Source organism: Sulfurimonas sp. NW9 (assembly GCF_051132275.1).
GTDB lineage: Bacteria > Campylobacterota > Campylobacteria > Campylobacterales > Sulfurimonadaceae > Sulfurimonas > Sulfurimonas hydrogeniphila.
Map to the genome: position 1 here is coordinate 2,208,362 of NZ_CP093236.1, position 12,935 is coordinate 2,221,296.

The window sequence follows — 12,935 nt, forward strand, 5'->3', positions numbered from 1 at the left end:
AATAAAAAAGAGTTGAAAGAAGTGATTTTGAGAATCAGGCCCAAATGGACCTGGAAGATTAACACAGAACTTTAAACGGTCTCACAATTTTTCTATTAAATTTTAAAAGTTGTTAATTTCATATTAAGTTCATCTGTCATTACATTAAGATGTTCTGCCGCAGCAGCTATTTCTTCCACACTGTGCGCATTTGTTGATGATATTTCATTAATTTCTTCGACTTTTCCTACAATTTCACCTACATTTCTACCTGTATCTTCGAAATCTTTAACCGTTCTATCACTTGCATCCACCGCCTTATTCACAGTCGTGACAGTAGAATTAATTCTTTCTTCCACATCTTGAGCGATTGTTACCAACTCCTGAATTTCATCAGAATTGGAAATCATCTTATTTGAAGCATCAATTATAGACTGGACAACAACATTTATTGTAGCATTAATTTCAGAGAGTGTTTTTTGAGTTCTCTCTGCTAGTTTTCTGACTTCATCAGCTACAACAGCGAATCCACGTCCATGTTCACCCGCTCGTGCTGCTTCTATAGCAGCATTTAAAGCAAGCAAGTTTGTCTGATCTGCTATATCAGAAATAATAGTTAATACATTTTTCACTTCACTCGCATCATGAGAAAGAGTCTCCATATTTTGTGCTAAATCTGACTCAGATTCTGCTGTTGTTTGAATTTTTGATGCTAAAGAAATAATATTGTTTTTCGCCATTTCTAAATTTTCATTTGCATTTATAATATCATTTTTCGATTCTTGAGCCTCTGTGATTGCCGTAGCTATTTCATTTTGTATCTCTTTTGCATTTGATGTTGTTTCTTTTACTATTGCCACTGAACTCTCAACATTTTTGCCCACACTTATAGCCCTTTGTGAAAGTTCTTGTGAAATTGAAGCATTTTCTTCTGATGTTACTTTAACCTCAGAGAGTAAATCTCTTAACTGTGACATAACACGAGAAAGGTTTTGTGCAATAATCGAAACTTCATCATCCCCTTTCATTTTCAACTCTTTTGTCAAATCAATATTTTCACCATTGGATATATGCTGAATATATTGCACAATTTTATTTAAAGGATTGATAATAATTTTATAGATCATAAACAGTAATATTCCAACAGAGATAATAATGATAATTAAAGATATAATTAAAAGATAATTTCTTAACTTGTAGGCAGGGGCAAAGGCTTCTGCTTCATCAATCTCAGCCACAACTACCCATTTTCCCTGTCCATTAAAAATACTTAATTCTTCGTAAACGCTAAGAACCGAAATACCTCTGTAATCTTTTATAATCCATTGCCCGCGTTTGCGTTCTCCAGTTATTACTGCCTCAGTTGAAGGCGTTTTTACTTTCCATACTCCTATCGTAGTCCCTAATTCCTGTACTACTTTATCTTTTATCTCTTTTTGAAACCTGGAATTACTTCGCATATAATAATCACTGCCAACGAGATAACACTCCCCACTTTTTCCTAACCCTGCTTTTTCAAAATCATCATTAAAACGCATAATAGAATTTATAACATCCACAGGCATTTGAAAAATCAAGACACCTTTTTTGGTACCATTTATAAAAATTGGTGTTGCTATGAAAGATGCCGGAGAATTGTAACTTGGCTCATAAGGAGAAAAATCATCAAATGCAATTTCACCTTCTTTCATCCTTAAGGCTTTTTTGTACGCTTTAGCAAGCCCTGTATCTGCATAAACACCCTTTTTGAGATTTGTCGCGAAATCTTTTTCTTTAAAATCTGTATAAACAACATCTCCTCTCATATTTACCAAAAAGATATCATACAGGCTAAAAGAATTTAAAAACTTATCAAAAGAAGTATGGTATTTTTTATGGGCGCGCATATAACTGCTGTCATATTTTGGATTAAAAGCCATTTTATTTTTTTCACCCAATTTCGCAGGATTTTTTACAATAAAAATATATTGTGCAACCAATGCATCATCTTCACGCGGTAAATACTCTTCTAGCGGTTTGGGTTTTGCTGCATTTGGCACATTATAATTTACTGCATTCAAATACTCATTTTTATAATTTTTCTTTAATGTAGCTTTTACTTTTTCTATATCCAGGTGCAGTTCATTTTCAAGCTTATAAAAACCATTATCTAAAGAAACAAAAGCTTCTTTTGTTCCTTCTTGCCCTGCCAAAGAAGTAAGAAGACCACCAAGATAATCAAAATAATTTGCAATTTCCCCATGCTTAGACACCTCTACACTGCTAAGCTTATCAAATTCACTCTTATCTATAGCCTCTTTGGACTTTGTAATAGATACGTAGGTAATAGCTGATGCCAATACAATAATAACCGCTATAACAACAGATACTAATTTTGTTTTGATTGTCATAAAATAATCCTTTTTTTTTACAGTTAAAGATTATATCAAAAAAAAATTCAATATACAATAAAATTAAACAGTATCTGATAAGTGTAATCAATATTAAAAACTCAGAGTGTTTAAAAATATAATATTTTATTATACTGACTTAAGATTTGAAATATAGCGTAGAGAAGATTGTAAGTAATATGTAAGTAATAACAAAAGCCCTGAAGGCTTTTGAAATAGAAGGTTATTTTGCCAATGCAGCTTTAGAAGCTTCAACAACTGCAGTAAATGCAGCCGCATCGTTCATTGCCATATCAGCAAGAATTTTACGATCAAGTTCGATACCAGACTTGTGAAGTCCGTTCATAAAAGTTGAGTAGTTCATCCCGTTTAAACGACATGCAGCATTGATACGGATAATCCATAGTTTACGGAATTCACGTTTTTTCTGCTTTCTGTCACGGAACGCGTACATTAATGAGCGTTCTATCTGTTCTTTAGCTTTTCTGAAGTGTTTACGGCGACCGCTGTAAAAACCTTTCGCTAATTTTAATATTTTTTTGTGTCTTCTTCTGCGAACAACACCTGTTTTAACTCTTGGCATATCTTTCCTTTTGTTTCTTTACCCAGCTACTTTACATGTAGTCAGGGTGCCACTCTCGGGTGGTCTTGCCCAATTACTGAAAATTGGAGATTAATGATACTCTTAGCCTAGCTAACGATCATTTCCTTAATGTTTTTTGCATCTGACTTGGCAACTACTTTTGGAGCATGTTGCTTACGACGAGTTTTTGCATCCTGCTTTGTAAGAATATGGCTTCTAAACGCTGTTCCGCGTTTGATCTGACCGTTCTTCTTCACTTTAAAACGCTTTACAGCGCCTTTTACCGATTTCATTTTTGGCATCGATAATCCTTTTCGTAAAATTTTGGAAGTGCAATTATACCCAAACTTTTCTAAAATTTTGCTATACTTCTGCCATGATGATAGATAATTCCATAAAACATATAAAAAATGCCCTCAAAGAACTCGATGACGAAGTACAAAAGATTTTACTCGACTGGAGTATTCCGCTCAATGAAAAAGACAATCTGATGCTGCCGATTTTGCAGCAAAAACGGGTACTTGACCAGACTTTAGAAGATTTAACCTACCTAAAAGAGCACCCGCCAACACCAAATCAGCCCTGCGGCATTTCAAAATATAGAGAAGATTAAGAAAAATCTGCTATAATTTCACCGCTTCTCTTTAGACCTGTGCAATGGTGCACTGAGGTAATGTGTCAGGGTAGGAATACAGCAGCACGCCTTAGTACGCTATGTGCCGCAGCCATCTGGAGAGAGGCACCTAAAGCCTAAACTATACAATAGAGAATTAAAAACTTCATCTATCATTGTAACAAAGTAACATTCATTAAAAATTTACACTACCAATTAGGTAGCTTTAAATTTTTATTAAACGCTCCTTCATCACAAGCATAGACAAATTTTAGAAATTCCTATTGTATAGTTTAGGCTTAAAAAATAAAAAAGAAAAACTATGCTCTACATAGTAACCGCTCTCAAACCTGAAGCTCAGGCCTTCGTTGACAAATACAGACTCAAAAAAAACAAACTGCAAAACTATACACTTTTTACAAACACAGATATCAGACTCATTATCAGCGGTATCGGGGTTGACAATGCCAGACTTGCGACGCAGACGCTGATTGACAATTTTGACATTACAAAAGAAGACATTTATCTCAATGTCGGTATCTGCGGTGCACCAAAGCAGCATAAAATCGGAGAACTTTTAGAAATAGGTACTGTAGTCTATCACAATACCGTTTATCCCTTTTGCTCTGACAAACATACGCTTACATGTAAAGACGAAGCAGCCGCAATACAACACGAAACACCCGTTGATATGGAAAGTTTTGGTTTTTATGAGGCGGTTGTTCATAATCCTGCCATTGAAAAATTTCATATTTTAAAGGTCGTCAGTGACCATTTTGCACCACACACCATTACAAAAGAAAATACAAAATCACTTTTGTTTAATGTTATTCATGATATAAATAGAGTATTGCAAAAGCATATCTAAATCAGGATTACTTATAATGCGCATCTTTTTACTTTTTTTAAGTCTCTACATAACGCTTCCTGCCACAGTGCCTACAGATACGCAACTCAAAAAAATGATAGGGCGCATGCTGATTGTCGGCTTTGATGAAAGTTATGTAGAACCGACGTCCCAAATAGTTTCAGATATACAAAAGTATGATTTGGGCGGTGTGATTCTCTTTGACCGGTTTTATACAGACAAACAAAGAGTTAAAAACATCCTCTCACCCTATCAGCTGAAAAAACTTACCTGGCATTTACAATATTTTGCACACAAACCACTTTTTATAGCCGTCGACCAGGAAGGCGGCAAGGTCAGCAGGCTCAAACCACAATACGGCTTTGTCAAAATCCCCTCTGCTGCTGCCGTTTCATGTATGCCTTTACAAAGAGCACAGCAAATTTACAAGGCTCAGGCTCAAATGCTCCAAAACAGTGGTATCAATGTAAATTTTGCCCCCGTACTCGATTTAAGCACCAACCCAGACAACAAAGTCATAGTAGGCTTGGAGCGTTCTTACGGAAGCGATCCCAAAGAGGTTGCAAAATATGCACAGACAATGATAGACGCCCAGACACGCCACAATGTCCTTTCTGTTTTAAAACATTTTCCCGGGCACGGTTCCTCACTCGGAGATTCCCATAAAGGGTTTGTTGACATCACAAATACCTGGAGCAAAAAAGAACTGGAGCCTTATAAAATCCTCATCAAAGCCCATAAGGCTGATGCCATTATGACTGCACATGTCTTTAATGCACATTTGGATGACAAATATCCGGCAACACTCTCTTATAAAATAAATACAGAACTTTTACGAAACAAATTGCACTTTCAGGGTATCATCATCAGTGATGATATGCAGATGAAGGCAATTTCGGCAAATTATTCTCTCAAAAGTGCCGTGACATTAGCCATTAATTCAGGAGTGAATATTTTACTCTTTGGCAATCAGCTTGCACACAATTCGACGCAAGAGATAGTTGAGACTATTTTCAAACAGGTCAAAAATAAAAAGATTCCGCTCAGCAAAATTATAGAATCCAATGCACGAATCACAAATCTGCATTTCAAGAACAGCCTTGTACAAAAGCCTGTCATATTTGAGAAAGAGCGTAAAGCATTAACGCGGGCATATATTCAAAAACATTACGGCTTACATGTAAAGGAGATAAAAATAAAGCCAAAAATAATTGTTCTGCACTGGACTGCCGTTATGGATCTTAACAAAAGTTTTGCCAGACTCTACCCGCAAAAACTTCTTAGTGACAGAAAAGATATAGCCAAAGCTTCTGCTTTGAATGTCTCGGCACACTATTTGGTGGACCGAGACGGAACAATTTACCAGCTGATGCCAGATGATATTATGGCACGCCATGTCATCGGACTCAACTACTCAAGTATCGGCATAGAAAACGTCGGCGGTGAGGCAAACAAAAAAGAGGATTTAACAGATGCGCAGGTACGTGCAAACATTGCCCTTGTAAAATATCTCAAACAACAATATCCTGACATTACCTACCTCATCGGGCATTACGAATACACAAAAATGCAAAACAATTCCCTCTGGCTGGAGCGTGATGCACACTACAGAACACAAAAAGCAGATCCCGGAGCAGAGTTTATGCATAAAGTCAGACAAGGGCTGCATACTTTGCACCTCAGAGGCGCGGATGAATAACGGCTTTTCCTCTCTTGACTGGTTTGTTTTTGCCTCTTATTTTCTTATACTTGCCATCAGTTCCTACCTTTTTTCTCAATTCAAAATCAGTTCCTCAAGGGATTATTTTGTCAGTGCAAACACCATGCCTATGCTCGCCGTTGCTGTCTCTATCGTAGCAACTTCCCAATCTGCTGCAACCTTTTTGGGTGTTCCGGAATTTTCCTATGTCCATGATTTTACCTTTTTGGGGTTTTATTTTTCTGCGCTGGTGGCTGTTGTATTTATCAGCCTTGTTTTTGTCCCGAAATTTTACAAATACAAAGTTGTCACCGTCTATGAACTTTTACAAACACGCTACGGCGAACGTGCCAAAAAGCAGGCAGGCATCATGTTTTTGCTTGGACGCATTATGGCGAGCGGGCACGGCTCTACATCGGCGCACTGGCTGTGAGTATGATACTTTTTTTGGATATCGGCTTTTTTCATATGCTTGTTGCCATCACTCTTTTAATTGCAGGCGCTTTATCCTACACTTACTTCGGCGGTATCAAGTCCATCATCTTCAGTGATATCATTCAAGCCCTTACCTATGTCGGTGCCGGTCTTTTAGTTTTTTGGTATTTGTATCTCTCTTTGCACAATATAGATATTTTAGCAATCCTGCAAGCACATAACAAGTTACATGTAATAGATAATTCACTTGATGGGAAGTTCAGCATTATTGCACTTTTTAGCGGTTGGCTGCTTTTAAACATAGCCGCTTTCGGACTTGATCAGGACATGACCCAGCGCGTACTCAGCTGTAAAAACAAAAACGAAGCTGCACAGTCACTCATTCTCTCCATTGTTTTGACTATTCCAATTGTCATGCTTTTTCTTGGCATCGGAGCACTGCTTTTTGTACATTACCAGACAGGTACGGTAAGTCAGAATTTTCAAGGCGAGAGCATTACCATTTTTATGTATTACATCCTCAATGAAATGCCCTCAGGACTGCGAGGACTTGTAACAGTCGGTGCCATTGCCGCAGCACTTTCAAGCACAAACTCTGTTTTGGGTGCCATGGCTTCTGTCGCCGTTGAAGATTTGTACCGACCGTGGAAATTGCAAAAAGATCCCCATACGAAAGAAATACATTTTTTAAAAGCTTCCCGAAAAGCCGTACTTATCTTTGCATTTATTCTCTTTTTTATGGCAATTGTAAGTTATTTTTGGCAAAGAGAAAGTGAACTTTCACTGGTAAGTTTTGCCCTGGGTGTCATGACCTTTGCCTATACCGGACTTTTAGGCGTCTTTTTCTCGGCAGTTTTTACAACAAGAGGAAGTGCCGCGACCGTTCCCTTTGCCCTTGTCGGAGGTTTTTTGAGTGTTTTAGCCTTGCAGCCCTATCTATTTGGCATTCATATAGGATTTGCCTGGCAGATGATTTTAGGAACCTTGGTTGCTTTTGTGATTATGCAGACAGATACTTCGCAGACAAAGTTCGCAAGCAGTACAGCCCAGACTAAAAGGATAAACCATTAGCTTAAGCAAAGCTTGCTATCGTCTTGGAACCGGTACTTCAGTGCCGGCTGTTGCCAGCACTTTAACACTTTGAGCCCGCACTGAAGTACGGGTTCCGAAAAAGCCGTTGAGAGCCTAATGGTATTGAAACTTTTTTTTCGTTTCTTTTGCTTTTTTTGGAACACGTACTTTCTATGCTAAAGCATGACTTGGAAAAAAACTAAATTTTTTCTGTAGTGCGGGCTTTGTGTCTTTCAAAACTAGAGCCCAGGTTACAAAAAATTATTACTAAATAGATATAATAATCAAAAGAAACAGGAAAAACATGATAAAAAAAGAACTCTACATCGGTGTTATGAGCGGGACAAGTCTTGACGGCATTGACATTGCTCTGTGTGAAATAGATAGTAAAAACTGCAAACTCCTTGCGGCACAGGAGTATTCTTTTCCAGATGAATTAAAAGAAGATATTCTTAAACTTGCAGCCAATTCTGCCACTTTAAAACAAATCGGAGAATGCGACAGCAGACTCGGGCTTCTTTTTGCAGAGTGTCTCAATGATTTTATAAAAAGCAATGCTTTACATGTAAAGGGCATAGTCGCCATCGGTTTGCACGGACAGACACTTTGGCATGAACCAAACACTCCATATCCTTTCTCGATGCAGCTTGGCAATCCCAACATCGTTACTGCCAAGACAGGCATCACGACTGTGGCGGATTTTAGAGGCAAAGACATAGCAAACGGCGGTCAGGGAGCGCCTTTTGCCCCTCTTTTTCATCAGTTTTTATTTGCCACTACACAAGAGCATACGGCAGTTGTCAACATCGGAGGGATGGCAAACATCTCTTTGCTTTTTGATACTTTTGGCGGTTGGGATGTCGGTTGCGGGAATGTTTTGATGGATGTGTGGATGCAAAAAACTCAGCATAAAAGCTATGATGCAGCGGGAGCATTTGCAAAAAGCGGCGAAACACATGAAGAACTGCTCAAAACAATGCTTGACGATGAGTATTTCAGACAAAAACCGCCAAAAAGTACAGGCAGAGAGTATTTTAATGCCGCATGGCTTGAAAAACAGCTGCAAGATTTTGCACATTTATCCGATGCACAGATACAAAGAACCCTGCTCGAACTCACCGCCCGCTCCATTGCCAATGACGTCAATGCCACGCAGGCTACACAGCTCATAATTTGCGGCGGCGGCGTAAAAAACAGCTTTTTGATGCAAAGACTCAGCACACTGTGCCATGCCAAAGTGATTGCAAGCGATACCCTTGGAATCAGCAGTGATTTTTTAGAAGCCATGGCATTTGCCTGGTTTGCAAAGAAACGCATCCATCAAGAGCCCCTTCCCCTCAAAAAAGTTACCGGTGCCCAAAAAGATTCCATAGCAGGAGCTATTTATGCAGCAGATTAAAGCCTGGTTGCAAACCACTCCCTATAAAGAGTATGCCATCGCAGTTGCCTCGGCTGATGCAAGTTTTAGAAAATATTATCGGCTTTCACATAAAAATCATTCTGTTATTTTGATGGATGCCTCTTTGGAAAAACACTCTTTGTCACCCTTTGTAAACATCACGGCAAGGCTCTTACATGTAAAGGTCAAAGCACCGAAAATTCTTGCAAAAAATCTCTCTCTTGGATATCTTATTTTAGAAGATTTCGGTGATACGCAACTGCTGGATGTACTCAAGCGTGAAAACTTTAAAAACCTGTATGAAAAAGCCATTGATGCAATAATACAAATGCAAAAAGCCGATACGAAAAACCTGCCGCTGTATGACAAAAAATTTCTCCATACAGAGATGGATTTCATGCAAGAGTGGTATTTGGAGAAAAAGCTTGCTTTACATGTAAACAAAGAACAAAAGAGGCTGATATCTTCTACCCTTGAGGCGATATCCGGCGTTGTATTGTCTCAGCCGCAAAACATTTTTGTACATCGTGATTTTCACTCGCGCAATATTATGCTCACAAGTAAAAATGAACTTGGTATAATTGATTATCAGGATGCCATGAGCGGGGCACTCACCTATGATCTGGTTTCGCTTTTAAAAGACTGTTATATTGCTTTTTCACGTGAAGACATAGAAGCATTGGCACTTTTATTTGCCCGTAAAAAGGGTTTACATGTAAACAGTGAAGAGTTTTTAAAATGGTTCGATTTTATGGGATTACAGCGGCATATAAAGGTGTTGGGGATTTTTTCGCGTCTGCATTTGCGTGACGGCAAGGAGGGATATGTAAAAGATATTCCGCTGACACTGCGTTATGTGATTGAAACAGCTTTGCGATATGATGAGACAAAAGAGTTTGGGAAACTTTTACGGCAACTCAGCCCAGACTGAAGTCTGGGTTCCGAAAAAGCCGCTTAACTTAATGTCATTGAAACTGAAGTCTAGGTTTCAAAGAACATGTGCTAAACTCTTCGGAAGCGATGCTTTAGCTTCGCCTTGTACTTTGACAGCAACTCAGCCCAGACTGAAGTCTGGGTTCCATTAAGTTAAATGATTTTCCCGGAACCCGTACTTTCTATGCTAAAGCATGACTTAGAAAAAAACTAAATTTTTTTCTGTAGCGCGGGCTTTGTGTCTTTCAAGACGAATAGCCAGGTTAAAACCCATAAAAAAGGAGAGCATATGATGAAAGCGATGATACTTGCGGCAGGACGGGGTGAGCGCATGCGTCCTTTGAGCGATACTCTGCCAAAGCCCTTGTTACATGTAAAGGGAAAGGCGCTGATAGAGTGGCATATTGAAAAGCTGGCTCAAAACGGTTTTGAGGAGATCGTTATCAATATTGCGCATCTTGGCTCTAAAATCCAGGAGTCTCTCGGAGACGGCTCACGGTGGCATGTCAGAATTCACTACTCGAATGAGCAAAACAGCGGAGCCCTCGAGAGTGCCGGCGGTATCAAAAAAGCACTGCCACTTTTAGGAGATGCTCCTTTTTTGGTCGTCAACGGCGATATATTTTGCGAATATGAATTCAATCCGAATTTCAAACTCACCGACGTGCTTGCCCATCTTGTTTTGGTACCCAATCCTGTACACAATCCAACAGGAGACTTTGGACTCAAAAACGGACTTGTAACAAATAAAGACAAAACAATGTACACCTTTTCCGGCATAGGCTACTACCATCCGAAACTCTTTGAAAACGAAGCGTTACAAAAAAGCCCGCTCGCTCCGCTTTTGAGAAAAAATATCGACAAAAATCTTGTCAGTGGCGAAGTATTTAACAAAATGTGGCATGATATAGGCACACCACAAAGGCTTCAAGAAATCAATGAAAACTAAACTGATATTTTTACTTTTGTTAAGCAATACACTCTTTGCAAAATATGACAACTGCAATTTTATAAACAAACATTATGAAGATATTTGCAAAAAAGTCGTCAAACACGGCGTCAGTTACAAATATGCCAACCAATTTCTACTCTCCTATTTTAAAACACAAAAGTATGATGAAATAACCTGGAAATACATACAGCCTTCAAAAATAAAATATCATAAAGAAAAAGAGAAACAGGCAAACAATGTACTGGTAAAGTATGTCCCAAAGATGGTAAAAAATCTTCAAAAATACAAAGATGTTTACGACTATGCCGAAAATAAATATCATGTCAACCGTGAAATCATTGCCGCCATTTTACTCAAAGAGACAAAACTCGGCAAAATAAAACCGACACATGATGCCTTCATTGTTTTCAACACTATCGTAACACGCACAAAACCCAATACCCACCGAAACAAGTGGCTCTTAAAAATGGGCAAAACAAATATGGCTTCCATTATTGAACACTGCTACAAAAAAGGTGTCAAACCCGAACAATGCAACCTTCCAAGCTCCTACGCCGGAGCTGTCGGCATCCCGCAGTTTATGCCAAACAGTTTTATCTACACAGACAGCTACAAAGGCAAAGTCGCAGACTTGAGTAAAATGGAAGACGCCATCCTCTCTGCTGCGAAGTTCTTACATGTAAAGGCAAAATTTGACACACTCATTGACTGGAAAAAAATGCCCGATATTCCAAAAACAGAACAAGAGTGGTACGCCTATGCCTACAAATACGACAATGCATCGTTTTGCTATGAAAAAAGCAGCAAAAGCGGCAAAGCGTACCAATGTTTCAGCAAAGGCAAAAAGCACCTGCAGTATATGAGAAAATATGTACAAAAAATCATGCGTTACAACAACTCGTCAAACTATGCCGTCGGCGTCATTCGATTAGCCTATGATGCCCACACTTTACTAAAAACTGAATAATTTGCTACATAGGTTGCATTAAAAAAAATCAAAAGCTGTCATAATTCCTTCACCTTAAACAAAAAAACAAAAGGAGTCAGAAATGGCAGTAGTAGGATTTACAAAATTACAAGAGATTTTTAGAAAAAGTGCATCTTTGGATATTCATAAAGGACATGCGAAAGAGGTCACAGATATAGTGGAACAGAAGTTATATGATATGCTCACAATCGCTCAAAAAAATGCAAAATACAATGGTCGTGATGTTATCTGGGTGGCAGATATGCCGATTACAAAAGGGTTTGAGGAGACTGTCGAAATTTTTAAAAAACTTGAAGCAGAAATAGATGCAAAAGATGTTGCGCAAACGCTTAGCTTTTATCCACCGGTTTTATCACTTGAAATTGAGCTTGAAAACAAACTTCCGGAAATAGCAGGAGCACTTTTAGTCACCCTTGCAAAAACAATGAAAGCCATTGATCCTGCAGACAGAGCTGTTGACCACGAACTTATCAGTAAAGCACACAAAGTTCTCAATATTACAATGTAATGTTGAGAAAATACAAGGTGTTTATTCCCCGCCTTGTATCTGTGTTATCAGTACAAGTTCCAGGCTTCCACTCACATAATTGGCAAAAAAAGTGAGTGTCTCCAGATCCTGCGGGGTAAAGTCTGTTTCTTTGTTAAGCAGCTGCATCACGCCCATTACATTTCTCTTTGAATCAAATACAGGAACTGTCAGCATGTTTTCGGTCAGATAGCCGCTTTTTTTATCTATGTGCTGTAAAAACCGCTCGTCTTCATAAGGTTTGTTCACTATCTGCGGTGTCTTGCTTTTATATGTGGCGCCAACTATCCCCGCATCCGCACTGACAACGATTTTTCCCATTCCGTCACTGTGTGTCGTCCAGAGTATCTCATCATCACTGTCCACAATAAATATAGAACATCTTTGTGCCTCTGCAAGAGATTTTGCCTCATCACTTATCAAAACAATTGCATCATCAATCGCATTGGTTGTCATCAGTTTTTTACCGAATTCGGCAATTCTCTTTAATTGTTTCATA

General features: G+C 38.6%; 14 protein-coding genes and 1 other RNA gene. 11 read left to right on the plus strand and 4 right to left on the minus strand.

The features are described from left to right. Positions 1-95 precede the first annotated feature (95 nt). The 3 genes from MLC44_RS12465 to rpmI form a co-directional block, all read right to left on the minus strand. Positions 96-2,369 carry a methyl-accepting chemotaxis protein gene (locus tag MLC44_RS12465; RefSeq protein WP_346389765.1) on the minus strand — a complete coding sequence of 758 codons (2,274 nt, stop codon included), beginning with the start codon at positions 2,367-2,369 and terminating at the stop codon, positions 96-98. A gap of 223 nt (positions 2,370-2,592) precedes the next feature. Further along, positions 2,593-2,952, minus strand: a complete 360-nt coding sequence (rplT, locus tag MLC44_RS12470) for a 50S ribosomal protein L20 (RefSeq protein WP_346389766.1) — start codon at positions 2,950-2,952, stop codon at positions 2,593-2,595. 107 nt (positions 2,953-3,059) lie between these two features. After that, positions 3,060-3,254 (minus strand): 50S ribosomal protein L35, encoded by a 195-nt coding sequence (gene rpmI, locus MLC44_RS12475; RefSeq protein ID WP_151899377.1) that lies wholly within the window; start codon positions 3,252-3,254, stop codon positions 3,060-3,062. A 74-nt stretch (positions 3,255-3,328) separates the two neighbouring features. On the opposite strand from rpmI, the gene MLC44_RS12480 reads away from it, so the two are divergent. The 11 genes from MLC44_RS12480 (at position 3,329) to MLC44_RS12530 (ending at position 12,418) form a co-directional block, all read left to right on the plus strand. Next, on the plus strand, positions 3,329-3,565 hold the full coding sequence (locus tag MLC44_RS12480; protein ID WP_230973287.1) for a hypothetical protein: 237 nt from the start codon (positions 3,329-3,331) through the stop codon (positions 3,563-3,565). 28 nt (positions 3,566-3,593) lie between these two features. Beyond that, positions 3,594-3,691: signal recognition particle sRNA small type (gene ffs, locus MLC44_RS12485), an RNA gene on the plus strand. 196 nt (positions 3,692-3,887) lie between these two features. Then, positions 3,888-4,433 (plus strand): hypothetical protein, encoded by a 546-nt coding sequence (locus tag MLC44_RS12490; protein ID WP_346389767.1) that lies wholly within the window; start codon positions 3,888-3,890, stop codon positions 4,431-4,433. A 16-nt stretch (positions 4,434-4,449) separates the two neighbouring features. Further along, positions 4,450-6,132: a glycoside hydrolase family 3 N-terminal domain-containing protein gene (locus MLC44_RS12495; protein ID WP_434657622.1), complete on the plus strand. Its 1,683-nt coding sequence runs from the start codon at positions 4,450-4,452 to the stop codon at positions 6,130-6,132. Beyond that, positions 6,125-6,565, plus strand: a complete 441-nt coding sequence (locus tag MLC44_RS12500; protein ID WP_434657625.1) for a sodium:solute symporter family transporter — start codon at positions 6,125-6,127, stop codon at positions 6,563-6,565. Before MLC44_RS12495 ends, MLC44_RS12500 begins: the two co-directional genes overlap by 8 nt. Before the next feature lie 2 nt (positions 6,566-6,567). Then, positions 6,568-7,638 carry a sodium:solute symporter family transporter gene (locus tag MLC44_RS12505; protein WP_434657627.1) on the plus strand — a complete coding sequence of 357 codons (1,071 nt, stop codon included), beginning with the start codon at positions 6,568-6,570 and terminating at the stop codon, positions 7,636-7,638. Between the two features lie 304 nt (positions 7,639-7,942). Further along, entirely contained in the window at positions 7,943-9,037 is a 1,095-nt protein-coding gene (locus MLC44_RS12510; protein ID WP_434657629.1) for an anhydro-N-acetylmuramic acid kinase, read from the plus strand. After that, positions 9,024-9,968: an aminoglycoside phosphotransferase family protein gene (locus tag MLC44_RS12515; protein ID WP_434657632.1), complete on the plus strand. Its 945-nt coding sequence runs from the start codon at positions 9,024-9,026 to the stop codon at positions 9,966-9,968. The genes MLC44_RS12510 and MLC44_RS12515 overlap by 14 nt, the downstream gene beginning before the upstream one ends. A 291-nt stretch (positions 9,969-10,259) precedes the next feature. Continuing rightward, a complete protein-coding gene (gene murU / locus MLC44_RS12520) occupies positions 10,260-10,919 on the plus strand; it encodes an N-acetylmuramate alpha-1-phosphate uridylyltransferase MurU (protein WP_434657635.1) in 660 nt (219 codons plus the stop codon). Then, complete coding sequence (locus MLC44_RS12525; RefSeq protein ID WP_434657637.1) at positions 10,909-11,889, plus strand: lytic murein transglycosylase; 981 nt, start codon at positions 10,909-10,911, stop codon at positions 11,887-11,889. The genes murU and MLC44_RS12525 overlap by 11 nt, the downstream gene beginning before the upstream one ends. An 82-nt stretch (positions 11,890-11,971) precedes the next feature. Further along, the gene (locus tag MLC44_RS12530; protein ID WP_434657640.1) at positions 11,972-12,418 is read left to right on the plus strand and encodes a DUF1931 family protein; all 447 of its coding nucleotides are present in this window, start codon (positions 11,972-11,974) and stop codon (positions 12,416-12,418) included. Positions 12,419-12,439: 21 nt separating this feature from the next. Here the strand turns inward: MLC44_RS12530 and MLC44_RS12535 are convergent, their stop codons facing one another. Then, complete coding sequence (locus tag MLC44_RS12535) at positions 12,440-12,934, minus strand: GAF domain-containing protein (protein WP_151899369.1); 495 nt, start codon at positions 12,932-12,934, stop codon at positions 12,440-12,442. Between the last annotated feature and the right edge of the window lies 1 nt (position 12,935).

Bases quoted from the DNA above. Each gene is read 5' to 3' on its own strand.
- MLC44_RS12465 (WP_346389765.1), bottom strand. From the start codon at position 2,369: ATGACAATCAAAACAAAATTAGTATCTGTTGTTATAGCGGTTATTATT.
- rplT (WP_346389766.1), bottom strand. From the start codon at position 2,952: ATGCCAAGAGTTAAAACAGGTGTTGTTCGCAGAAGAAGACACAAAAAA.
- rpmI (WP_151899377.1), bottom strand. From the start codon at position 3,254: ATGCCAAAAATGAAATCGGTAAAAGGCGCTGTAAAGCGTTTTAAAGTG.
- MLC44_RS12480 (WP_230973287.1), top strand. From the start codon at position 3,329: ATGATGATAGATAATTCCATAAAACATATAAAAAATGCCCTCAAAGAA.
- MLC44_RS12490 (WP_346389767.1), top strand. From the start codon at position 3,888: ATGCTCTACATAGTAACCGCTCTCAAACCTGAAGCTCAGGCCTTCGTT.
- MLC44_RS12495 (WP_434657622.1), top strand. From the start codon at position 4,450: ATGCGCATCTTTTTACTTTTTTTAAGTCTCTACATAACGCTTCCTGCC.
- MLC44_RS12500 (WP_434657625.1), top strand. From the start codon at position 6,125: ATGAATAACGGCTTTTCCTCTCTTGACTGGTTTGTTTTTGCCTCTTAT.
- MLC44_RS12505 (WP_434657627.1), top strand. From the start codon at position 6,568: ATGATACTTTTTTTGGATATCGGCTTTTTTCATATGCTTGTTGCCATC.
- MLC44_RS12510 (WP_434657629.1), top strand. From the start codon at position 7,943: ATGATAAAAAAAGAACTCTACATCGGTGTTATGAGCGGGACAAGTCTT.
- MLC44_RS12515 (WP_434657632.1), top strand. From the start codon at position 9,024: ATGCAGCAGATTAAAGCCTGGTTGCAAACCACTCCCTATAAAGAGTAT.
- murU (WP_434657635.1), top strand. From the start codon at position 10,260: ATGATGAAAGCGATGATACTTGCGGCAGGACGGGGTGAGCGCATGCGT.
- MLC44_RS12525 (WP_434657637.1), top strand. From the start codon at position 10,909: ATGAAAACTAAACTGATATTTTTACTTTTGTTAAGCAATACACTCTTT.
- MLC44_RS12530 (WP_434657640.1), top strand. From the start codon at position 11,972: ATGGCAGTAGTAGGATTTACAAAATTACAAGAGATTTTTAGAAAAAGT.
- MLC44_RS12535 (WP_151899369.1), bottom strand. From the start codon at position 12,934: ATGAAACAATTAAAGAGAATTGCCGAATTCGGTAAAAAACTGATGACA.